Source organism: Acinetobacter zhairuonensis (assembly GCF_022601715.1).
GTDB lineage: Bacteria > Pseudomonadota > Gammaproteobacteria > Pseudomonadales > Moraxellaceae > Acinetobacter.
Map to the genome: position 1 here is coordinate 116,515 of NZ_JAKVIM010000007.1, position 24,949 is coordinate 141,463.

A 24,949-nucleotide genomic window follows, 5' to 3' on the forward strand; every position below is an offset into this window, starting at 1 on the left:
AATTCCTTAATGATAAGCAAGCATATATTTTTTCTCTAAAATATGCAGCAATCTATTTGATTGTTCGGAAGATGCTTCTTCAAAACTCTGAATACATAAGAATTTTATTTCATTACTATTCGCCAATATATGGATTTTATGTCTAATTAATTTTTCTGAATCACGGTTAAAACAAATCATCATACAATCATTATCAGGTTGAAGTACAGCATTATCATTAATAATTTCAAGATGATTCGACAAAAAAATAGAAACATGCTGCTCTAGATTCCTAAAACGATGTTTTATATTATTAAAGAAAATCTCATGATTTTTCTCATAAAACAAGCTAATGGTATTTTTAATTTGGGGGTGAGGATAGTGGGGTGACTTAAAATATCTCTTTTTAAAGCCTGCAAGCTCTGCTGATTTCATTTGCTGTAACAAGCTCATTGAACGATTAATTTTAAATAACTTCTTCAGAATTAAATTTAACATCTGACTTAACAGCAAACGTAAACTCCCGTATTTTTTTATATAGGACCAGTGTCCCTTGAGTACCACATTATCTTTTGAAAAAAAATCTTCTATATATACAGGTTTGAGAATAATAAAATCATCATTCAAGTAAATATATTTCTCAGATAAATTAGGAATTCTATGAATTACCGATTCAATAGAAATTGAATTAAATGTAGGAAGTACCTCTTCGTATTCTCTAAAGATAACTAAATGATCAATAATCTCAATTTTTGGGTCATTAAGTAAACTATCTGGTAAAAACATAGGTTTTTGGCCATCAGTAACAATAAATATTTTTCTTATCCATGTTGCATTTTTCATTAAAGATTGTAAGCAATACCCCAGTTCGCCATTATTGATAAACCGTGTAACTTCTTTCGAACTAGGTATCATTTTTACGGAAAGATGCTTATCATGGCATGATTTCTTTTGCTTAAGTATAGGATCACTACCATCTACCCACGTAATTACAACATCTATACTTTGCTTCATAAATAAACCAGCTTGATATGATATTTTAAAAATGAAATATTAAAAACCTTGCTTTTTATTTAATAAATACCCCCTATTTTAAAAAATAATTACAATCATACCTCAAATGAACTTTTCTTAGGATACCTAGAATTAAATGCATGTAAAACCTTTTCTGAATAAAAATTAAAATTAACAGTCAACTCCCCATCATTTAAACAAATCATATTGCATCTTTTCTCGATTATATCCAAACATACATCAGAAATATTATCATCACGTACATTATAAAAATTACCTCTAATATCTGGATTTACTGGAAAAAAAAACCCATTAACAAGTTGAACATTTCTGACTGCATACTGATTTATATCAGTAGGTTGCCTAAATTTATTACTACAAACCAATTTCAAAAAAGACTCATCTAACTCCCATGTTTTAAAAAAACTCTCTTTCAAATATGAAATAGGTAAATGCGGAGTTTTCAAGAAAGAAAAACTACTATAAGGATAGTTCAACATATTTAACAGAAAGCCTTTTCGGTATATTGGATTATATATTTTAAAAAAAAACTTTCTAATAACTTCCTTTTTATTGTAATATTGATTAACAAATGAAATTGATCTATGTCGGATACATCCAAAAATATTATCGACACCTTTCTGTCTTAAACTATCCATCACAAAATAGTCACAAGGTAGTCCATTTTTAAAGAAAAAATCTTCACTAACTGACTTATTTATAAAAAAATCATCATTAAAATAAACAAACTTATCAGATAAATCTTTTATTTTATGGATGTTCAACTCTATAGTATGTGAATTAAATGTTGGCAAAAAAGCATCATCAATAAAATCAGAGTGTTTAACTAAATTTAACTTAGGATGATCTTTCTTCAACCACAATGGAAAGTGACCAGAAGTGACTAGATGAATTTTCCTAACCCAAGGACAATTTTCTTCAACACTTCTAAACCAATAGTTTAAATTATTCCAATCTCTAAATCTATTAACAGAAGTTCCATAGATATTTTTAGAATCTAATTCTTTATATGCCAAATAACTATTTCTCCACTCAACATCATTAGAATCCACCCATAAAATAACAAAGTCAATTTCATTCAAGATAATACACCTCTTCACTAAAGTTTTATAATTTCATCACAAAATTCAGATATATTCTCACTATGGGTAATAATAATTATTGTTTTTTCGCCAGTATATTTTAAGATATCCATATAAACAGATAGTTCTGTTTCTTTATCTAATGCACTTGTGGCTTCATCCATAAAAATTACATCTGGATTCTTGTAAAGTGCTCTTGCTATCCCTATTCTTTGGCGTTGTCCTCCTGAAAGCCTTACTCCTCGCTCTCCAATTTTTGTTTCATAACCATCGATCAACTCTTCATTAATAAAGTCATCAATATTAGCTATTTTTGCTGCCTTTATAACTGCTTGTTTATCAATTTGGTTCTTTTCAACCCCAAAAGCAATATTCTCCTCAACTGAAGAGTCCGATAAATAAATAAATTGAGGTACATAACCTATTTTATTTTGCCAATCAGATACATTATTCTCATTTATTTCTACACCATCTATTAAAAGCTCTCCACTCTGAGGCTTTAACAAACCAAGTAAAATATCCATCAATGTGCTTTTTCCCGAACCACTCCTCCCAACAACCCCTATACTCATAGCTTTTTTAATTATAAGATTAAATCGATCAAGAACAGGCTTATCTAATGATGACGGATAAGCATAATGAACATTCCTAAGTTCAATACACTCTTTAAAATTCACTAACTTATTAGAATCTTTATCCTCAAGTACATCTTCATCAACAACTTTTAAGCGTAAATCATTATGTATTTTTTCAAATACTATAGAGACAAACTTCATTTTGGCTACAGCTCTATAAATATTCTGCGCTGCTGGCAGCATTCGATATGCCGCAAATCCGTATAGCCCAAGAACAGGTAAAACTATTTCTATTTTATTTGACAACATCACCAAAGTTATTGCCAAAACAATTAAACTACAATAACCAATTGTTTCTACAATATATAATGGAACCTGACTGACAGTATTATTTGTTGCCAAATTTTTTGCATAAACGCGAGACTGATTATTAAAATATTGTAGATAGTTTTTTATGGCATTGTTTATCTTAACATCTTTGATTCCAGACAAAACCTCCTGACACACTCTATACCTTTCCTTATTCGCATATTGAAACTCTCTACCAATTCGCTCTAGAAGCTTTCTAATATTTATAAATATAATAGTGTAAATAATACTAAGACTACAAACCACCCCTATTGCCATGATAGGGTGATATATAAAAATCACTAAAACCATAGCAAACAAAACCAAACCGTATGATATTATTTGTAAAATAGGCTGAATAACATTATTAACAAGTTGATCCACTTCAGAAAGAATATTTTTAGATAATTCAGAACTATTCTTCTGAAGAAAAAAATCATAATCTTGCATTAAATATATCTTTAACAATCTTGTAGAAAAGTAATGACGCTGTAAACTTAAAAATCGGCTTAAAACATATTGATTTATAACTTTAAATCCAGAAGAAAGTAAAACCACAGCCATTGACATAACACCTAGCTGAATAACAAACTCTTTAAAGTTATTAGATTTAAAAGTCATGTAAAAATTGTGAATTGTCTTATTTGTATTTATAATCTCTGGATTTGAAATAACAGCCAAAAATGGCATAATTGAAAGAACACCTGCTGTTTCAATACAAGCCATAATAACTGTAAAAATTAGAACAATAATAAATTTTCTCTTGTCTAATGGAGTAAAAATCTCCCAAAGGTTTCTTAAAATACTAATAAAACTCATTAAATTAATTGCCTTTATACATCAGTGCCGTAATTTGTTCCGAAATTAATCCCATTAAGAACACCATAATACTACCTGTATACAATAATGCACTCATATTAGTAAATCGATGATATTCATAAAGTGTATATCCATACCAACTAGTTGCCGTCAAAGCTAAAATGACAGCTATTGGTAAAAATATTTTCAAAGGCGAAAAAAGTGTTGCAACCTTAAAAATTATTAGAAAAAAACGCACTCCATCTTTAACTGGATGAATATGACTCTTACCAACTCGCTTTGCAGCATGGATAGGTACATAAGCCACAGAATAGCCAGCTCTAAAAAATACCATAGTGCTTGTAGTTGGATAAGAGAAACCATTCGGCAATAAATACAGAAACTCCCGAAATTTATCAGCTCTTACCACACGAAAACCAGAAGTTAAATCTTCAACATGATGCTCTGTCATATATGTTGCCAAATTATTATACAAAGAATTGGCTAAGCCACGCCCTAAACTAGCTTGTGAACCTTTTTGTCGTGCGCCTACTACTAGATCATAACCTTGTTCAATTTTTTCCAAAAGCCGTGGAATATCTTTTGGATCATGCTGACCATCAGCATCCATGAAAATAATCACATCGCCTTGTGCATGGCGTGCACCTGTTTTAATTGCAGCACCATTCCCCTTGGAATATGGATGTGTAATAACTTTTGCCCCAGCTTGCTCAGCGATTTTTCCTGTATCATCTGATGATCCATCATTAATGACAATAATTTCATAGGCTAGATTCAACTGCCTAATCTTTTGAATTGTTAGACCAATAGCATTGGATTCATTTTTTGCTGGTAATACAACACTTATCATTAATAGCTTAGTCATTTAAAATATCTGCTTTTATTGCATTTCTCAGTGCAACAATTTCTTTGTCGTAATAGCTACGTGTTCTTTTCAAGCTCTTGTCAGATTGCTTCTTATATATTAAATCTACGTGGTTCAATAGTTCTAAGGCCAAACTTTGATAGCCAGCATTAGCTAACAAAGTCACCATAACAATTCCATCACCGACATCATTTGCAATATAAAATGCATTTTTATAATTTACATATGCTTCCTGAGGCTTTTTCTGTGCTGCAAAAATTTGAGCTCTAGAAAAGAATACCAATCCTTTTAAGTTCCGTACTCTTAGATAAGATGAATCTACTTCTATTAAAGCATCTAATGTAAATATTAAGTCATCTCCATATAGCTGGATCAATTCAGGATTATCTAAAACACTTAAGACGACATGCTGCATCATAGCCATTGCTTGTATATCAGCATCATGATAAGGGATTGCTTTATTAAGACTTGCAAAGTCCTGATGAGAAACACTTCCAATTGCTATTTTTTGCAGCAACAATTGAAATGCTAATAATCCACTATCAGGTCTAATTCTGCTTGCATCTATTAATACTTGATTTGCTTTTTCATAAGATTTTTGTGCCATATAGTGCTGTGCCATAAAACTCTGTGCTCTAGGCGAGTTTAGACTTTTCTCTGCCCAGTAATATTTTAACTTTTCAGAATCTGACCATAATATGCTACGCTGCAAGCTCATCATTGCCAGAAAAACCAGAATTAAAACTGAGATAAATATTACAACTCTTGTTTTGATAAAAAAATTTAGGTTATATATGCCTAATGCACAAGGAAGAAATAAAAATGCAGCAGGAAAGTAGTTCCTATGTTCAAAATATAGTTCTAGATTAATAATTGTTGATTCTATCAAATGCCCAGAAAAGAAAAGTAAAATTGCTAATGATAATAAAGGTATCTTTCTTCTTATAATAACTGAAAATATTAATAAAAAAGCAATAACAGAAAATGAAATAAAAGTTGTAACTGGGCTAAATAAACTTTTTGATATTAAGAAGCCATCTTGATACAATCCATAGCCCTCTATACGAGGTATAAAAATCTGAATCAAATAGTCACATAAAACTCTACCTTCACTTAGAAATCGCTCTAACTGCGTAAAATTTCTTCTAGCTAATTCTTGTCCTGATAAATCAATATAACTCAATAAGATCCCAATAATAACAACAGAGGGGAATCCTAAAAATAAAAATCTCCATAGTAGAATGGGTTTTTTACTTTTTACAGGATTACAGAACTCAATAATTAAAATTAACAATGGTAAGAGTATACCATTTTCTTTACTATACGTTGCTAGAACAGTGGCAAAACATATAGATACAGTCATAAATATATACGATCTTACCGGTCTTAAATTTAATAATTTTCTTCCATGCAAATATCCAATAATTCCCAATAAGCTAAATAACATCGATAATTGAGTCATTCGTTGCACAACATATAATGTTGTTGACACAAAGAATGGATGTAATAACCATAAGCTCGCAGCTAAAAGACTTACCCAAATTGCTTTTTCTTTTAAATATCCATAAGAAATCAATATCATGTTCATTACTATAAAAAGTAATATTCCACATATTAAGTGTATAATAATATTAGTAAATTTAAAAACTTGAGGATTTAAAGGCCAACTTTCAAATGTAAGCCAGAAACTCGCCAATGCGATCGGTCTTCCTGTTGGTCCCGAAAACCCATTTAGAATAAAATGTCTGGCATTGTCCCAATTATGTAAATCACCATATTTTGTCATTTCCCCCAAATTCGGATAATCATCAAACAAAAAACCACCATACACACCAGGTAAATACACAAGGAACGCTAAAGTAATGACTATCAAAAAATACCAATAAGCTAGTTTTATTTTTTTATTCATGCATCAAAATCAATTCATATTATTCAATCAATAAAAAAGAGGCCAGAATAGCCTCTTTTCAACTTAGGCAGTATTATTGAACCGCTTTTGGAATGAATTTAGCTGGTAAATCAGTTGAACCTGTAGTCGATTTTTTCAATTCACCGTTACCCAAGACATCTAAAGCTAATGTTTTACCTTGGATTTGAGTAGAAACACCAGTTGATTTATATGTTGCGGTAATAATACAACCCGTTGGTGTCGCATTAGTTGCTGTACTTGTTACAGTACCACTTACTGTTACATCATTTGCATATTTACCAGGTAATGTATTGGTACCACATATACCTGTTTGCATATTATCAGCGATATCAGCTTTTAAACCACCAGCTAATGATACACCTTCAGATGCTTGTGAGCGAGCAATATAGTCTTGATAAGCAGGAATCGCAATTGCCGCCAAAATACCGATAATAGCAACAACGATCATTAATTCAATAAGAGTGAAACCCTTTTGAGCGTTCATAACATTCTCCACAAATGTTTTTGTTTCGTTTTTTTTAAGCTTTGTAAAGCAAGAAGCGCTTTTGTATGCTTTGTTTATAATTAGCACGGAATGTGCCAAGATTTATTATAGTTAAATTCAACAAAAAAACAGCACCTTAGCCATCTTTTTTTCAATTTATTTTATTCACCAAACTTTCACCAAAAGACATAAATGATACATAAGTGTCATTTCTTGTCACCTTCAAGCCAATCTTTTCAACGGTTCGTGCCCCAGTTCGCACTCTTAATTTATTATGACAGGTGCATCAGCACGTTCATTTACATTCGCTATCCGATTAATTTCATCATATTGATGAAGGATATTCCCTATTTTTTTGATAGCTTGAATGACTGCTTCACAATAATTTTTTTGACTCAATTGCTGTACCATGTCTTGGCAAATTAAATCCCAAACTTCTTGCTGAGTGGCTTGCTGCAAGCCTCGATCAAATATGAGTTCAACCTGTCGTTCGCATAAATTTAAGTACAATAACACCCCACTATTATATTCAGTGTCCCACACACCGAACTCAGCAAACAGTTGTTCAGCACGTTTACGTGTGTTTTGCCGATAGGCTTGTAAACAAGGTAAATGTCCTTCTATCACTACCTGAATTTCACCGACATGCCCACATTCAGCTTGCTGTACAGCAACTGCTATTCTCTTTAAGTCAGTAGGTTTGAAATAACGTCGAGTATGCTGGAAATAAAAACTATGTTTGAGCCAACGTTTAAAACTCGGTTGGGCATGTTCTTGCACATTCGGTGTTGTGACTATTTGCGTTGAATCTGTTGTAGTTACCATGAGCCTGAAGCACCTCCCCCACCAAAACCGCCACCACCGCCTCGGTAGCCACCTCCGCCACCAAAGCCCCCACCGCCTGAACCACGACCTGACCTTCCAGCACCCGCAGCCAACAACTGCAATATCAATTGTGCTAGAGAGGTAATTAGAAGTAGAAATATCCCCAGCCCAACCAGCAAACTAGTGAATACCCCAACTCCGCTCACCCAGCCTGCAACCACGCCAGCAACACCCGCAGTGGCTGCACTTAACCGATTTCCAATCATCATGGATGCAAAAGCTCCTACCACTACAATAATCAGTGCATAAGTCCAAAGTTGCGAATGCGCTTGCTGTTCATGTAATGCCTGTGCTTGTTGTTCTTTTAATTGTTGTGCAGCTTGCTGGGCAATTTCAGGGTCTAAATTTAAAATGCGCTCTATTTCATTTAAGCCCGCACCAATCCCTTGCGCATATTCAGCCTGTTTAAAATATGGAGTGATCTGATTACGAATGATCTGTCCCGCCACAATATCAGGTAAAACCCCTTCCAATCCGTAGCCCGTCAAGATCTGCATTTTCCGGTCATTTATTGCAATCACCATGAGCAAACCATTATCTCGTTTGGCAGAACCTAACTGCCATTGCTCGGCAACCCGCATTGCGTAATCAAAAATCGCTTCCTGACCTGTGGTCGGTACAATGATCACTCCAATTTGAGCTTTGCCTTGCTGATGCAACCTAAGAGTCTGATCGCTAAGTGACTGCTTGTCTTGAGCAGAAAGAATATTGGCTTGATCAATGACAGGCGCATTCAAGCTGGGTAAGCTACGCATTTGTCCATCAGCCAAATCATTCGCGACTTGTACCTTGGAGGATGCCTGTTGTTGAATCTCTGAAGTTGCAGCCCCATTTTTAGCTTGTTGCAGAATCTTACCGATCACGACGGCATCTTCTGAATGACTTTCTGTTTGATTAGTCTCGGCCCAACTCAATGAACATAAAATTAAAGACAAAAAACCAATAAGCAGCCATAAAACTACTCGCTGCATTCTGTCTTTTAAGCAAACCATCTAACTATTCCGCATCTAGCAAAATTAATTAAAGGAGACTTTCGGTGCAGTCTGCGCACTTTGTTCTGCACTAAAGTTTGGCTTGGTATCCATGCCAATCACTTTTGCAGTCATCACTTGCGGGAACTGTCGCACATAGGCATTGTAATCTTGCACAGTCGTGATATAGCGATTTCGCGCCACAGCAATCCGATTCTCGGTGCCTTCGAGCTGAACTTGCAGATCACGGAATTGCTCATTGGCTTTTAAGTCGGGATAGTTTTCCGAGACTGCAATCAAACGCGACAATGCACCCGTGAGCTGCCCTTGAGCTTCTTGGTATTTCTGGAATAATGCAGGATCTTCCAAGACTTCTTTATCAACTTTTAAACCCGCGACATTCGCTCTGGCTTGAGTCACTTCGGTGAGGACTTGCTCTTCGTGTTTAGCGTAACCTTTCACCACATTGACCAAATTAGGCACCAAATCGGCACGACGTTGATACTGGTTTTGCACTTCTGACCATGCTGCGGTTACCGCTTCATCTTTGACTTGCATGGTGTTATAACCACAACCTGTCAGCATCAGACTGCTACTCAACAACATGATCAGCGCGCTTTTTTTCATCCACTGCATGATTCGATCCTCATTTTGTTATTAGCATGTCATTTTGATTGAATGACAACATTGTAGACCGAATCCATTTTGATTGTGTTTGATTTTTTTATTTTCAAGCCTTAAAAAGTCGGAGATTTTCCGACTTAATTTGATCCAATCTTACGTAAGGACAACTTCTTCTTTAAACCCTTGCATTTGATAATCTGCAGCTAAACGTTGTTTCCAGTAATTCACGATCTGACTATAGTCATGTGCAGCTGGATGAAAGTCCTGTTGATAATAACCCAAATATTCAGGTGCTAACTGGACTAACATTTTTAACAATAGATAGATGCCAAAGATATTACCTTTTATTTTAAAGGCACTCCTTCTACGATCTTGCCAAAATAGGCGCGTCGCAGAATAGAAGGTTAAACTGGCAAATCCTGTGGTCACACTCCGCATCATCATACGGCGCACCGTATCGTCCCCGTAGACATGCTGATACACATCAAAAGCCACAGCTCGATGTTCAATTTCTTCTATGGCATGCCAGACCCACAGTTTTTGAGCGTCTTCGTCTAAAGTACTCAACACTTCAGGATGACGTAAAATATAGCCCCCCAATAAAGCGGTAAAATGCTCAAAGGCGCAGGTAATGGCCAACTGAATTTTGGGATGTAAACTTTTGACATGATGATCTTTACGTGCCAGCCAAGCCTGAAAATGATCCAGATGATAATCATCACGTCGCCAAGCCTGATTAAATTCCGTGTGTGCTTTGGAATGCATGGCTTCTTGCCCAATAAACGCTGTGATCTGCGCCTGTAAAACTTGATCAGTCACCTGATCCCGCACGTTACGCACACTATGCACAAAAAATTGCTCACCAATCGGAAAGGTTGAAGATAACGCTGTCAGCAAATGTGACATCACAGGAGAATTAGCAAAATAATGGCGATGAATCGCTTTCGGATTAAACTGCAACTGGCGTACAGTGATACCGTGCGCTTGAGGACGATTTAAGTATGATTTTTCTATCGTCGGGTTCAGCATGGTGACTTCTCAACTTGAGTTAAAATACAAAGTCTCAGTATCTAAATGTCATCTCCATCACTAAATAGCAAAAATGCTTAGTCCATTTGCCAAATGGCTCAACCCGATTATCGGTCAAATCACCATAAAAAATCCCGCCGAAGCGGGATTTTTTATGGTGATTTGAATGATATCGAATCAAATTAAACATCTAGATAGTCTAAAATACCTTCTGCTGCTTGACGTCCTTCCCAGATTGCAGTTACAACCAAGTCCGAACCACGTACCATGTCGCCACCAGCGAAGATTTTCGGATTAGAAGTCTGGAATTTATATTGTTGCTTTTCAGCTGCAACAACACGACCAGAACCATCTAAACCAATCTCGGCACCAGCAAACCAATCAGCAGGACTTGGACGGAAACCAAATGCGAGCAATACCGCATCAGCAGGTAAAACTTCTTCTGATCCCGGAATTGGCTCTGGGCTACGACGACCACGACTATCAGGCTCACCTAATTGTGTCGTCACTACTTTTACGCCAGTAACTTTGCCATTTTCACCCACGATTTCGATCGGCTGACGGTTAAATAGGAAGTTCACACCTTCTTCGTAGGCATTTTTCACTTCACGTGCAGAACCAGGCATGTTGTTTTGGTCACGACGGTAGGCACAAGTTACATCATGTGCACCTTGGCGCAATGAAGTACGGTTACAGTCCATCGCGGTATCACCACCACCAAGTACAATCACTTTTTTACCATCGACACTGATATATTCGCTTGGATCTTTTTCCCAGCCTTGGCAACGGTTCACGTTGGCAATCAGGAAATCTAAAGCATCATAAACACCATCTAGGTCTTCACCAGGGAAGCCACCTTTCATATAGGTGTATGTTCCCATACCCATGAACACTGCATCATAGTCTACAAGTAATTGTTCAATGGTGATATCCGTACCAATTTCAGTATTTAAGCGGAATTCAACGCCCATCCCCGTGAAAATTTCACGACGACGCTTCATCACGTCTTTTTCCATTTTGAATTCAGGAATACCAAAAGTTAATAAGCCACCAATTTCTGGACGCTTATCAAATACCACTGGTTTTACCCCGTTACGCACTAAAATATCAGCACAACCTAGACCCGCAGGTCCAGCACCAATAATCGCGACTTTTTTGTTGGTCCATTTGACATGCGACATGTCTGGACGCCAGCCTAGCGCAAATGCAGTATCGTTAATATACTTTTCCGCATTACCAATGGTCACAGCACCGAAGCCATCATTCAGGGTACATGCCCCTTCACATAGACGGTCTTGTGGACAAACACGACCACACACTTCAGGTAAAGTGTTGGTTTGGTGACAAAGTTCAGCCGCTTGAAAAATACGACCTTCCGCAATGAGCTTTAACCAGTTTGGAATGTAGTTGTGTACTGGACATTTCCATTCACAATATGGGTTACCACAACCTAAACAACGGTGGGTCTGATTGGCAGCCACTTCCGCTGTAAATGGTTTATAAATTTCCACAAACTCTGCTTTGCGGACAGTAATATCTTTTTTCTCTGGATCTTGGCGTGCGACATCCAGGAATTGAAAGTCATTATTTAGGCGCTCTGCCATGTCTCTCTCCGTGGGCAGGTGCAGTCATTTTGCTCTGCTGCACCTGCCTATATATCTGCAGTAGTGGAATTATTGTGGATCAGCTTTGGTCGTTTTCAAAAGCGTAAGCAAATTAGCAGCTTTTGGTTTTACAAGCCAGAATTTACGGCTGTAAAAATCGAACTCGTTGCGGATCTTGTACGCCCAAGCACTACCAGTTTCAGCAATATGCTCATCAAGAATACGTAATAAGAATTCTTGATGCTCTTCCATTGATTCAGTCGAAATACGATTCAACTCGATTAGCTCGTGGTTGTAGTAGTCGACAAAGTCATTATCCAAATCAAGCACGTAGGCAAAACCACCCGTCATACCTGCACCGAAGTTATGACCAACTTTACCCAGTACCGTTACCACACCACCCGTCATGTATTCACAACAGTGGTCGCCAGCGCCTTCGATTACCGCGAAAGCACCTGAGTTACGTACTGCAAAACGTTCACCTGCAGTACCCGCAGCAAACAACTTACCGCCTGTCGCACCATACAAACAGGTGTTACCAATAATCGCAGTTTCTTGGGTTTGGAAAGGTGAACCTTGTGGTGGGAAGATCGATACGCGACCACCCGCCATGCCTTTACCCACGTAGTCGTTCGCATCACCTTCAAGTTTAATGTGCAAACCACCTGCGTTCCATACACCTAAAGATTGACCTGCTGTACCTTTCAGATTCATCACCACTGGGTGTGATTCCATATCTAAATTGCCATAGCGACGGGCAATTTCACCTGAGATACGCGCACCAATTGAACGGTCACAGTTACCCACCATGAAGCTATATTCACCACCCGTGCCTGCTTCAATTGCTGGTAACATTTCTGCTACCATTTGTTCAGCCAATAAACCCTTATCAAATGGCGCATTGCCTTGAACTTGGCAATATTGCGCTTTACCTTCAGCCGCAGGATGTGATTCAAGCAACGCGCTTAAATCTAAGTGTGCATGCTTGTCAGTTTCACCCGGTAAAACTTCAAGTAAGTCGGTACGACCAATCAAATCTTTTAAGCTTGCCACACCCAATGCAGCCAACCATTCACGTGTTTCTTCCGCAATGAAGTGGAAGAAGTTGATCAACATTTCAGGTTCACCAATGTAGTGTTCCTGACGTAAATGATCTTGCTGAGTCGCAACACCCGTCGCACAGTTGTTTAAGTGGCAGATACGAAGGAATTTACAACCTAATGCAATCATTGGGGTTGAACCAAAACCAAAGCTTTCCGCACCTAAAATTGCAGCTTTTACAACATCGAGACCTGTTTTCAAACCACCATCGGTTTGTACACGCACTTTGCCACGTAAGTCGTTCACGCGAAGCGCTTGATGCGCTTCAGAAAGACCTAACTCCCATGGCGAACCTGCATGGTGAATCGATGAAAGTGGAGAAGCCGCTGTACCACCGTCATAACCTGAAATGGTAATGAAGTCAGCATAGGCTTTTGCAACACCTGCAGCGATGGTTCCTACACCTGGTTCAGAAACCAGTTTCACAGATACCATTGCTTTCGGATTGACTTGTTTCAAGTCAAAGATCAATTGCGATAAATCTTCAATTGAATAAATATCGTGGTGCGGTGGTGGAGAAATCAGGGTCACACCTGGCACTGAGTAACGTAAACGTGCAATTAAGCCATTCACTTTACCACCTGGTAACTGACCGCCTTCACCTGGTTTTGCACCTTGTGCAACTTTAATCTGCAACACTTCAGCAGAGGTTAAGTACGCTGGTGTAACACCGAAACGACCTGATGCAATCTGTTTAATTTTCGAGTTACGAATCGTACCGTAACGCGCAGGATCTTCACCGCCCTCACCCGAGTTTGAACGACCACCAATGGTGTTCATGGCAATTGCAATCGCTTCATGTGCTTCTGGAGACAATGCACCTAAAGACATCCCCGCAGAGTCAAAGCGCGGCAAGATTGCTTCAACGGATTCCACTTGATCCAATGCAATTGAGTTGTCGGTTTTTAACTTAAATAAGTCACGGATGGTTGCAATTGGACGCTTATTGACGATTTCAGCATATTCTTTAAAGTCTGCATAATCACCTGAACGCACCGCTTTATGTAAAGCATTGATCACATCAGGGTTGAATGCATGGTATTCCTTATCGAATACAAATTTCAGCAAACCACCTTGATCGATTGGCTTACGTGATTTCCACGCAGTATCTGCCAATTTTTTCTGATCATTTTCAAGGTCAACAAAGGTTGCACCCTTAATACGGCTTGGTACCCCAGTAAAGCACTTGCCCACCACTTCTTCAGACAGACCAACTGCTTCAAACAGTTGACCACCACGGTAAGAAGCAACGGTTGAAATACCCATCTTCGATAGAACTTTCAACAAGCCTTTTTCTATGCCTTTACGGAAATTCGCTTGTGCATGAATTGGATCACCCAACAACTCGCCTTTAGCAACCAAATCATTGATCACGTCATACGCCAAGTATGGGTAAATCGCTGTTGCACCAAAACCTAAAATCACTGCAAATTGATGCGGATCACGGGCAAAACCTGTTTCCACAATAATGTTGGCATCTGTACGCAAGCCAGTATTAATTAAGTGGTGATGCACTGCACCTGTTGCCATCACAGCATTGGCTGGTAAATAACCTTCACGGATTTTCTTGTCTGAAAGTACCAATAAAGTTTTACCATCACGAACCGCTTGTGCAGATTCTTCACAGATACGTGCAATTGCCGCTTCTAAGCCTTCGCTTTCAGTGTAGTTTAAATCGATATCTGCAATTTCATATCCTGTACGACCTAAAGTACGGATTTGATGCATTTTCGAATTTGAAAGTACAGGGCTTGAAATAATCAAACGGTCTGCATGTTCTGGGCTTTGCTCAAATACATTTTGCTCACGACCCAAGCAAGTTTCCAATGACATGACAATTGATTCACGTAATGGATCGATTGGTGGGTTGGTTACCTGTGCAAACTGTTGACGGAAGTAATCCGATACATGGCGCACTTGACGTGATAAAACCGCCATAGGGGTGTCATCACCCATAGAGCCTACTGCCTCTTGACCGCTTTCCGCGATTGGGCGTAGTAATTGATCACGCTCTTCAAAGGTCACCATAAACATTTTTTGTGCTGCTTTGAGGGCATCGCCTTTTAAGCCTTGATCACATAAATATTCTTCGAGTTCTGGGCTACCTTGGACACGAATTGAGTTTTCACGTAACCATTCGCGGTATGGACGCATTTTTTTCAAATGGTTACTGACATCTTTGGTGTCGAGCAATTTACCTGTATAGGTATCCACCACCAAAATCTGACCAGGACCAACACGACCTTTAGAAATCACATCTTCAGGTTTGTAATCCCAAACACCAATTTCAGAAGCTAAAGTGATGTAACCATTTTTGGTGATCACCCAACGTGCAGGACGTAAGCCATTACGGTCTAACATACAGATGGCGTGACGACCATCTTGAATTACTAAGCCTGCAGGACCATCCCAAGCTTCCATGTGTTTCGAGTTGAACTCATAGAAAGCACGTAAGTCAGCATCTAAAGTTTCAACGTTTTGCCATGCTGGTGGTACAAGCATACGAAGGGCACGGAACAAGTCCATACCACCACCCACAAGAATTTCAAGCATGTTATCCAAGCTTGAAGAGTCAGAACCTGTACGGTTGACGATTGGTTTAAGCTCAGTTAAGCCTGGTAACAATGGGTTTTCAAATTTTGGTGTACGTGCCATTGCCCAGTTACGGTTTGCGGTAATGGTATTGATCTCACCATTGTGTGCAAGGTAACGGAATGGCTGAGCCAACGGCCAACGCGGTAAGGTATTGGTCGAGAAACGTTGATGGAACACCACAATATGTGATGCCAAACGCTCATCAGCAAGGTCTGTATAGAAGTCTGCAATTGCTGCAGGCATCATCAAACCTTTATAGCTGATCACCGTTGAACAGAGTGTTGTTACATAGAATGATGGATCATTGCTAAGTTGCTGCTCTGCACGACGACGTGCCAAGAATAACTTACGGTTAAATTCAACCTCAGTTACACCCATTGGACAGTTCACAATAATTTGTTCGAAAGCTGGCAAAGATTGCATCGCAATTTCACCGAGTGCCGCATTGTTGGTTGGCACTACACGCCAAGCCAAAACACGCAAACCTTCTTCTTCAATTTCTTTGCTGAGAATTTGTTTTGAGTGTGCCGCAATTGCTGGGTCCAAGTTAAGGAAAACTGTACCAACTGCAAAAATTTCACTCAGGGTGATATCGCTCAGTTTTTTCGCTTCTTCACGGAAAAACTGTTTTGGCATTGCCAACAATAAACCACATCCATCCCCTGTCTTACCATCGGCGGCAATACCACCACGGTGGGTCATACAGCTCAAGCTATGAATAGCGGTCTTGACCAGATCATGACTCTCGTCCCCTTGCATATGTGCAATAAGGCCGAAACCACAGTTATCTTTAAACTCATCCGGTTGGTATAAACCTTGAGCGGGAGCTACAGTATTAGGCGATGGCATGTGCATAGCGTACCCTTCTTTCTACTTGGCCCTGAAACGGGCGCTGACTATCGAACTTCTTTGCGACTTAGTCTAACTTTCTCACACTAAGATCAATTTAATGCAATGCTCTTGCACTCTCATGTCAAAGATAGACTGAATTTGTCATTTGTACATGACCGAAATGCAAGCAACTATTGCGACTTTTGCGCACTCTTTTAAAGCAGGCAATCTTGATGTTTTCGCACACTCTTTGAATCTTTTCGCGCCAAAATAGTGACATCAACTCAAATCATGCACCATTTAAGCAAAAAATATGCCAATTTTATGATCGCCAATTAAATTCTTTTAAAGATAGAAATATCAAGTGTTCGACCAAGATTGGAGTATTTTAAGCATTATTTTATTTGCACCATTTTTGCGCATTTAATCGTTGGTATAGCACAATATGCGCCATTTTAGAACGATTAATTAAACGGATCTGCAATTTCTTGGCGCACTGGAGTGCTACTGTTTGAAGTTGAACTGGTGGATTTTGAATTATTCTCTGTATGAGATTGTGATTTGTGTACATCAATCACATTGCCTTCCGCATCTCTACGCGTAACAGTAGTGCTGGTGGTCGCATTTGCCGTATCTGCATGATTTGAATTCGTACTTGCTGGCTTATTGGGCTTATTTGCATTGAGCATTGTTACGTCAAGTTTAGGTAGCGCTGCAGGGCTTAGCTTAACAGCATATAATTGTGTCGAACCCAGCATTTCCTCCACGCCCATATCATTCACTTGAGATGCGTAGTCTTCTAAAGCTTGTACTTGAGGCTGTACGGATGCAGGCAATTTCAGATCAAGCTGTGCAAGTGCCTGCTTCGCCTCATTTTCACCTGAATATAAACCGTAAAACAAAACATATTGTTCTTGCTGTTGCTCCCCGCTTAAACGAAGATAAAAATAATTTTGTCGATTCGTCTGCTTATTCAAATAACTTTTAATAATGTCTTCTTCAGTGACATGAAAAAGTTCAATCGCAGTTTTATTTTTTTGCTCTGCAATGAATTTACTACCACGGAATTCATTTGCGTGATTCCCCGTTGCCAATACTCTGGTGGTGAGTGCAATCGGTCGGACTTCCTCTTGAAGAGTACCTAAATTGGTTGTTGCTGTGATGCGTGCGGGCTGAATCTGCAACTCTGCGTCTGATTCAACCACTTTATTCACTTCAACCAACTCTTCGCTACTGTCCGAACCAGCCCAAAATATCAAAGCAATAAAAAGACACACCACTCCGCCCACAAGCCAGATATAGCGCTGTGTATTGTTCCAATATTTGCGGAGTGTCGTCATCATCTAACCTTCTATTTTGTTTGATTTGCAACAATTGCCTGTTGCATCAATTCCACATCAAATTCTTTTGTGATCACCGCTTGTCCGAGCTGTTTTAGCAATACCAATCGCAATTGACCATTCAGAACTTTCTTGTCATGTGCCATATAACCCAAGAAGTCCTCGAGTGGAATCGTAGGACATACTATCGGCAAACCTGCACGCTGTATGATTTTTTTTGTACGCTCGAGATCAGCTGCAGAAATCCAGCCCATACGCTGAGACAAGTCAGCTGCCATCACCATACCCGTTGCAACAGCCTCACCATGCAACCACACCCCATATCCGAGATAGGATTCAATTGCATGACCAAAGGTATGCCCTAAATTCAACAGTGCACGTTCACCTTGCTCTTTTTCATCATTAGCAACAATACGTGCTTTATGTGCGCAAGAGCGATAGACGGCTTCAGCCAATAATGCAGGATCACGCGCAACCAGTCCTTCCATATTCGCCTCAAGCCAGAGCAGAAATTTTTCATCTCCAAGCAAGGCATACTTAATGACTTCAGCTAAACCAGCAGATAATTCACGATCAGGCAGACTTTTCAATTGCGACATATCCGCCAGCACCACTTGCGGTTGCTGAAAGGCACCAATCATGTTCTTACCGAGTGGATGATTGATTCCAGTTTTACCACCAACACTGGAATCCACTTGAGACAACAGCGTCGTCGGCACTTGGATAAAATAGACGCCACGTTGGAAACAGGCAGATGCAAACCCAGCCATATCACCAATCACTCCACCACCTAAAGCCAATACCGTACAATCTCGGTTAAAACCCGCCTCAAGCAAAGCATCAAAGATCAGATTCAAATGTTGAATATCTTTATATTTTTCACCATCTGGTAAAATACAGGTAGCGACTTTCTTGCCCAAAGCCTCAATTGCTTTCACATAGTGATCTAAATATAAAGGTTGAATCGTGGTATTGGTCACAATCATCACTTGTTGCCCAAAAATGTAAGGTGCAAGTAAAGCTTGAGGATCTAAATCACTGCCAATGAAGATAGGGTAACGGCGTTCACCGAGTTCTACATGTAAAGTTTGCATGGATTCAACTGCTTTTATATTCAATCAACTGGTTGTGAGGTAATCATGGTTAAGATTTTATGTGCCAGATCTCGTGCAGCACCTTGATTGGTCTCAATCACATAATGTGCGACGTCACGATACAAAGGATCTCGAATCGCGAGTAAATCTCGGAGTTTTTGCTCAGGATTTTCCACTTGCAACAGCGGGCGATTTTTATCGCGATAGGTTCGCTGTAATTGGATTTCGACAGGAGTATAGAGATAAACAACAATACCACGTTGTTTTAAAAAATGACGATTCGGGGCCTGAGTGACGGCTCCGCCACCTGTGGCAAGAACCAAATGCGGGCGTGCGGTCAACTCATCAATGACAACAGTTTCACGAGTACGAAATCCCGTTTCACCTTCTTTTTCAAAAATCCACGGAATCGTTGCACCTGTTTTTCGTTCAATTTCATGATCACTGTCGAGAAATTCACGACCTAACAATTCTGCCAAATGCCGTCCAACTGTTGTTTTTCCCGCCCCCATCGGCCCCACCAAATAGATATTTGGCAGGGAATTAAACTCTTTGCTTGGCAAGGAGTCACCTATTAATTTTGTTTAAATTGAAAATATATTAATGATTTCTTGAAACACTGTCATTAACAATTCGCGGAGTCACAAAAATCAACAGCTCTTGCTTGTCATCCGACTTGGTATCTTTTCTAAATAATCTTCCAATATAAGGAATATCCCCCAGGAAAGGTACCTTGGTTTGTTTGTTTGCTGTCGTCTGCTCAAACACACCACCTAAAATCACCGTTTCTCCATTATTCACCAAGACATTGGTGGTAATGGTGTTTTTATTTAGAATCAATTCACCATTTGGTGCTGTACCCGCAATCGAGTCCTTTGCAATATCAAGCAGCATTTGAACTTTACCGTCAGGCGTAATGCTTGGTGTCACTTCAAGGCTTAATAACGCTTCTTTAAATTCCGTATTGGCCGTTGAACCTGAAGCTGAATTGGTCGTAGTTTGATAAGGCACTTCTTGACCAGTAGCCACCTTAGCTTTCTGTTTATCCCCTGTGAGAACTTTTGGTGTTGAGATTACTTCACCGTAACCATCCGCTTGCAAAGCAGAAAGTTCAAGATCCAACATAAAATCAGATAAGCTAATTAAACTAAATGCAATTTGACCTGCAGGATTAGTTACACCTAAATCTACGTTCAAGTTGTCTGGACGTTGAATGGTATATTTACCTTCATCATCAGGATCGCGTAAATCCCATAATGTTTGATCACTACCACCCACCAAGAGATCATTATTACTATTAATCCCTTGCGAAAGAATCCCCCACTTCACCCCCATTTCTTTAGTGAACGAGGTAGATGCACGCACAATTCGCGCCTCTACCATAACCTGCTTCACTTCTACATCTAGTAAATCCACCATTTTTCGGATTTTATCGATATTTTGAGCCGTATCATTCACAATTAAAGTATTGGTTCGATCATCCGATACTACACTGCCTCTTGAACTTAATAAGCTTTCCAAAGCCAGTGAGTTCTGATTATTAACCCCACTATTACCATTAGACTCTTTGCGGGAATCTGTAATCAGTTTGAAAAGATCTGCAGATTTTGCATAACTCAAACGCAAATATTCAGTTTGAATCGGTGCCAATTTGACACTTTGCGCAATTGCTTTCGCCTCTTCTTCTTCGGCTTTAATCAGTTCTGAAACAGGTGCAATCCAGATCACATTACCATTACGACGCTTATCTAAATTTTTCGTTTTGAGAATAATATCAAGTGCCTGATCCCAAGGAACGTCTTTTAAACGCAATGTAATATTGCCTTGTACCGTATCTGCAGCAACCATATTAATGCCAGTAAAATCTGCCAATAACTGTAATACACGACGCACTTCAATATCTTGGAAATCTAAAGAAATCTTCTTACCAGTATAACTATTTGCTGAACGTGGTTTTGTTGAACTTTTATCTACAGGGCGTTTTAAACTAATCGTTAATTTATTCTCTGCTTGATAAGCCATATATTCATAACTGCCCGAAGACTGAATATTTATAACCCCAGAATTACCATCGTTATAGGCATCAATAGTTGAAACAGGTGTAGCAAAATCATTTACATTCATACGGCGAGTTAAATGGGCGGGGATTTTACTGCCCAGCATGCGTACAACAATTTTACTGCCTTGTTGCTGTACATCTGCAGGTGTATTACTACCCAACAAATCAATGACAACTTGACCTTCACCTTCCGAACCGCGCTGGAAACCAATATTCGAAACACCTTGTGATGGTGCCTTCACACTCGTTGCCACTGGTGTTGTAAAATTATTATCGGTTGAGTTAATTTTCAGAATAAAGGTATTGCCTTCAACACGCGTGGTAAATGCACCTGCATCTGCAAGATTCACCGTTAAGCGTGAGCGCTGGGCATCTGAAGACACATCTACTGAACTCGCTTCTTTGGTTGCAACTTTGATATTACTTTGTTTTAAAGTTTGTTGAGCTTTATCAAAATCTAAAATCAGACGTGATGGTTGTTCCAACTGGTAAGCTTGTGGTTGCGGTGGAATCCCATTAAACATCACGCGGATTTCTGTACCTTGCCCAGGTATTTGCATCGGTACAATATTGGTCATGCTCACTTGTGCGCTGGCTACTTGCATGACCGCCATCGCTACTGCACCCATAGAAAATTGACGGAAAATATGATTCATTGTATTACCATCCCCAAATATAAAATCTTGAATACTGTTTTTCATTTTTATTCCTTTAAATTAAGGTGCAGGCCCAATTAAAACCAAACTACGCGGGCGCTCAACATAACCTTCTCTTCCATCTGGAATAATTTCTACAAGGTCAATCTGTGTTGGTGTAATTTTAACAATACGCCCTTGGTTCATCCCCATATAGTTCCCAATTTGCACGCGCTCAATTTCACCATCTGGCGTCTGAATCAATCCCAATGTTTGTCCAGACTGGCTACGCATACTACCTTTCATATTTAGAGATTCTAAGGCATAACTTTCTAGTGGTTGAGGCTGACGTGCGAAGTTCGGATAAACACGCTTACCTGCCATAATTTTTAACTCTGCCGCTAATGAACTCGGCATAAATGGACTTTTTAGTTGATGTGCTGCGTAATTAAAGGTAGGTACAGGCGGAAATACGGGAGCAGGTTCAATCGGCATTGGTTGCTGATTACGAATATTCACCATTTCCATATTCACAGCATCAATACGTGAATCACAACCCACCAACACCAATCCACACATCAAAGCAAATGCTATTTTCTCAAATTTCATTACTTCGCTCCTTCTGGAGTAACTTGTGTCGGAGCAGTCGCAGCATTCGTACCAGCTGCCATATTTTGACTATTCTGATTGGCCACATAGCGATATGTTTTTGCTTTCGCCACGTACGTCACTTGCGGAATTTCTGACTTATTATCCTTACTAATTGAGGACGTGATATCAAAGTCATGCAAAGTCACGATGCGAGGTAATGCTGCTATTCCACTTACAAATGAACCAAAAGCATGATAATCCCCAGTCGCTTCCATACTAATCGGCTGCTCAATAAAGAACTCTTGTTTAACTTCTGGCTCTAAACGGATGTTTTTAAACTTCAGTCCAGAGTTCACACCGGTCACGTTAATATCTTCAACCAAACCAGGAATTTCGGTTTCTTTAGGCAACTGTTCAAGCTGTTGATTAAAGTTTGCTTCCATCTCCTGCAACTGAGCTTGGTATTGCTGTAAATTACGTAACTTTGAATCTTTTTCTCTAAATTCATTCAGTAAATTTTGCTCTTGTGCATGTGCACTGGAGATTGCATCTAATTTCGGTTTAATCACTAAAAAGTAACCCACCGCACAGATTAAGAAAACAATAAAAATCCAACAGGTAATTTTTACTGATAATGGCCAACTGCCATAATTATTTGGATCTAAAGTATTAAATTGTTGAAAAAACTTATCCACTGTCATTTTTTTCTTTGGTTTAATGACAGCTTCCTGATTTAGCTCATCAAATTCATCACGACTCATTTTGCTGCCCCCGCTGTTGAACTAGCTACGGCATTTGCATCATTCGCAGCATCCGTAGTAGGCATTGCGATTTCATCCAGATCTGCAGTCACTACAAAGCTTCCATAACCATCCTCAACACGAGGAACAATTGAACTTGGCGCTTTATTCTTGTTTTCTTCTACTGCCAAGAAGGAATTCATAAAGGCATTACGATACCAAGATGAAGCCTCTAGATTGCGTAAGAATTCAGCCACAGCATTTGGACTTTCCGCTTTACCTTCGATGGTAAATTTATCCCCAATTCGTGAGAACTTGGTGATATATAAATTCGCAGGTACAACACGAGCCATTTCGTCTATCAAACGTACAGCAATTGGACGTTGACTTTGCAAGCCCTGAATCAACTTCATACGCTCTACAATGGCATTACGTTGCTCTTGTAAACCTTCTAAAGATTTTAACTGCACATCCAGATTTTGATTGGTACTGATGATCAGTTGGTTTGCCTGTTCTTGATCTTCAAGCTTATAGTTGTAATAGAACCACGCTAAAACAACCAGTAATACTCCGATTAAAGCAGCCCCAATACAAATAACAATAAATTCTTTTTTCCGTTTCTCTCTTAGCTCATCGCGCCAAGGGAGCAGGTTAATTTTTGCCATTAATCAAAACTCCTCAATGCCAGACCACACGCCACCAAGAGAGAGGAAGCATCATTTTCAATTTTTTTAATATCAATTTTTGGCGAAAAACCCATTTGTAAAAATGGATTCGCAATTGTGACCCGATAGCCTAATTTCTGTTGTAACAATTTCGCCAGACCTGGGATGTTGGCATTACCTCCAGCCAACAAGATATGATCAATCTCATTAAACTGCGAAGATGAGAAAAAGAACTGTAACGAACGCGCTGCTTGTTGCACCACAGCTTCGAGGAATGGTTCCAACACCTCAACATCATAATCATCAGGTAGAGTACGACTTTTCTTGGCACGACCTGCTTCTTCAAAGGAAAGACCATAACGGTTTTGGATTTCCTGAGTCAGTTGTTTTCCACCAAATACCTGTTCACGGGTATAAATAATCTTGTCATTTTGCATCACAGACAAGGTGGTCATGGTATGTCCAATATCCAAAATTCCGACGGTATTCACACCCATTGGCATGGTATCCGCAAAGACTTTATAGACATTTTCCATAGCAAAGCTTTCGACATCTGCAATTTTAGGTGTCAGTCCCGCAAGTTCCAGCACTTCGGAACGCGCTTCGACATTTTCCAAACGTGTTGCAACCAAAAGCACATTGACGCGATTTGGATTCGCCAAACGATCAGGCAACACTTCAAAATCAAGACTGACTTCATCTAAAGGGAATGGAATATATTGTTCGGCATCCATACGGATTTGAACTTCACGTTCATCATCCGTCATATCTGCATCCATTTCGATAGTTTTACTAATCACCATAGATGTTGGAATGGCAATTGCAGCCGCTTGTGATTGAACATTTGCTAGATTTAAAGCCCGCCCCAAAGCATCCCCAATCGCTTCAGGATTCAAAATATTCTTTTCAACAACACTGCCTTCTGGTAATGGGACCAAAGCATAGCTTTCCACCCAATAGCGACCATTTTTTACAGACAGCTCTAACAACTTAACAGAAGTGGAACTAATATCTACCCCTATTAACCCCTTACTTGGCTTACGATATAACCTGAGCACAATACTATTC

General features: G+C 39.1%; 20 protein-coding genes. All 20 read right to left on the bottom strand.

The window, feature by feature from the left end; genetic code table 11:
* Positions 1 to 6: 6 nt before the first annotated feature.
* The 20 genes from MKI85_RS07590 to MKI85_RS07685 all read right to left on the bottom strand — a co-directional run bounded on the left by MKI85_RS07590 (position 7) and on the right by MKI85_RS07685 (position 24,939).
* The gene (locus tag MKI85_RS07590) at positions 7 to 993 is read right to left on the bottom strand and encodes a stealth family protein (protein ID WP_241626475.1); all 987 of its coding nucleotides are present in this window, start codon (positions 991 to 993) and stop codon (positions 7 to 9) included.
* 95 nt (positions 994 to 1,088) lie between these two features.
* A complete protein-coding gene (locus MKI85_RS07595) occupies positions 1,089 to 2,096 on the bottom strand; it encodes a stealth family protein (RefSeq protein WP_241626477.1) in 1,008 nt (335 codons plus the stop codon).
* A 17-nt stretch (positions 2,097 to 2,113) separates the two neighbouring features.
* Positions 2,114 to 3,838, bottom strand: coding sequence for an ABC transporter ATP-binding protein (locus MKI85_RS07600; protein ID WP_241626479.1), 1,725 nt, complete (start codon positions 3,836 to 3,838; stop codon positions 2,114 to 2,116).
* A 4-nt stretch (positions 3,839 to 3,842) separates the two neighbouring features.
* Entirely contained in the window at positions 3,843 to 4,703 is an 861-nt protein-coding gene (locus MKI85_RS07605; RefSeq protein ID WP_241626481.1) for a glycosyltransferase family 2 protein, read from the bottom strand.
* A complete protein-coding gene (locus tag MKI85_RS07610) occupies positions 4,696 to 6,612 on the bottom strand; it encodes a tetratricopeptide repeat protein (RefSeq protein WP_241626483.1) in 1,917 nt (638 codons plus the stop codon). The genes MKI85_RS07605 and MKI85_RS07610 overlap by 8 nt, the downstream gene beginning before the upstream one ends.
* 73 nt (positions 6,613 to 6,685) lie before the next feature.
* A complete protein-coding gene (locus MKI85_RS07615) occupies positions 6,686 to 7,117 on the bottom strand; it encodes a pilin (protein ID WP_241626485.1) in 432 nt (143 codons plus the stop codon).
* A 264-nt stretch (positions 7,118 to 7,381) separates the two neighbouring features.
* On the bottom strand, positions 7,382 to 7,942 hold the full coding sequence (locus tag MKI85_RS07620; RefSeq protein ID WP_241626486.1) for a TPM domain-containing protein: 561 nt from the start codon (positions 7,940 to 7,942) through the stop codon (positions 7,382 to 7,384).
* The gene (locus MKI85_RS07625; RefSeq protein ID WP_241626489.1) at positions 7,936 to 8,994 is read right to left on the bottom strand and encodes a TPM domain-containing protein; all 1,059 of its coding nucleotides are present in this window, start codon (positions 8,992 to 8,994) and stop codon (positions 7,936 to 7,938) included. Before MKI85_RS07625 ends, MKI85_RS07620 begins: the two co-directional genes overlap by 7 nt.
* A gap of 24 nt (positions 8,995 to 9,018) precedes the next feature.
* Positions 9,019 to 9,609 (bottom strand): LemA family protein, encoded by a 591-nt coding sequence (locus MKI85_RS07630; RefSeq protein WP_241626491.1) that lies wholly within the window; start codon positions 9,607 to 9,609, stop codon positions 9,019 to 9,021.
* Between the two features lie 141 nt (positions 9,610 to 9,750).
* Positions 9,751 to 10,626, bottom strand: coding sequence for a metal-dependent hydrolase (locus MKI85_RS07635; RefSeq protein WP_241626493.1), 876 nt, complete (start codon positions 10,624 to 10,626; stop codon positions 9,751 to 9,753).
* A gap of 182 nt (positions 10,627 to 10,808) precedes the next feature.
* The gene (locus MKI85_RS07640) at positions 10,809 to 12,230 is read right to left on the bottom strand and encodes an FAD-dependent oxidoreductase (RefSeq protein ID WP_241626494.1); all 1,422 of its coding nucleotides are present in this window, start codon (positions 12,228 to 12,230) and stop codon (positions 10,809 to 10,811) included.
* Between the two features lie 69 nt (positions 12,231 to 12,299).
* Entirely contained in the window at positions 12,300 to 16,775 is a 4,476-nt protein-coding gene (gene gltB, locus MKI85_RS07645) for a glutamate synthase large subunit (protein WP_241626495.1), read from the bottom strand.
* A 446-nt stretch (positions 16,776 to 17,221) separates the two neighbouring features.
* Positions 17,222 to 18,097: a hypothetical protein gene (locus MKI85_RS07650; RefSeq protein WP_241626497.1), complete on the bottom strand. Its 876-nt coding sequence runs from the start codon at positions 18,095 to 18,097 to the stop codon at positions 17,222 to 17,224.
* Between the two features lie 11 nt (positions 18,098 to 18,108).
* Positions 18,109 to 19,191, bottom strand: coding sequence for a 3-dehydroquinate synthase (gene aroB / locus MKI85_RS07655; protein ID WP_241626498.1), 1,083 nt, complete (start codon positions 19,189 to 19,191; stop codon positions 18,109 to 18,111).
* Between the two features lie 20 nt (positions 19,192 to 19,211).
* The gene (gene aroK, locus MKI85_RS07660; protein WP_241626500.1) at positions 19,212 to 19,754 is read right to left on the bottom strand and encodes a shikimate kinase AroK; all 543 of its coding nucleotides are present in this window, start codon (positions 19,752 to 19,754) and stop codon (positions 19,212 to 19,214) included.
* 37 nt (positions 19,755 to 19,791) lie between these two features.
* Entirely contained in the window at positions 19,792 to 21,906 is a 2,115-nt protein-coding gene (gene pilQ, locus MKI85_RS07665) for a type IV pilus secretin PilQ family protein (protein ID WP_241626575.1), read from the bottom strand.
* A 60-nt stretch (positions 21,907 to 21,966) separates the two neighbouring features.
* Positions 21,967 to 22,494 (bottom strand): pilus assembly protein PilP, encoded by a 528-nt coding sequence (locus MKI85_RS07670; RefSeq protein ID WP_241626502.1) that lies wholly within the window; start codon positions 22,492 to 22,494, stop codon positions 21,967 to 21,969.
* Positions 22,494 to 23,237, bottom strand: coding sequence for a type IV pilus inner membrane component PilO (pilO, locus tag MKI85_RS07675; RefSeq protein WP_241626505.1), 744 nt, complete (start codon positions 23,235 to 23,237; stop codon positions 22,494 to 22,496). Before pilO ends, MKI85_RS07670 begins: the two co-directional genes overlap by 1 nt.
* Positions 23,234 to 23,881 carry a PilN domain-containing protein gene (locus MKI85_RS07680; RefSeq protein ID WP_241626507.1) on the bottom strand — a complete coding sequence of 216 codons (648 nt, stop codon included), beginning with the start codon at positions 23,879 to 23,881 and terminating at the stop codon, positions 23,234 to 23,236. The genes pilO and MKI85_RS07680 overlap by 4 nt, the downstream gene beginning before the upstream one ends.
* Positions 23,881 to 24,939 (bottom strand): pilus assembly protein PilM, encoded by a 1,059-nt coding sequence (locus MKI85_RS07685; RefSeq protein ID WP_241626509.1) that lies wholly within the window; start codon positions 24,937 to 24,939, stop codon positions 23,881 to 23,883. The genes MKI85_RS07680 and MKI85_RS07685 overlap by 1 nt, the downstream gene beginning before the upstream one ends.
* Between the last annotated feature and the right edge of the window lie 10 nt (positions 24,940 to 24,949).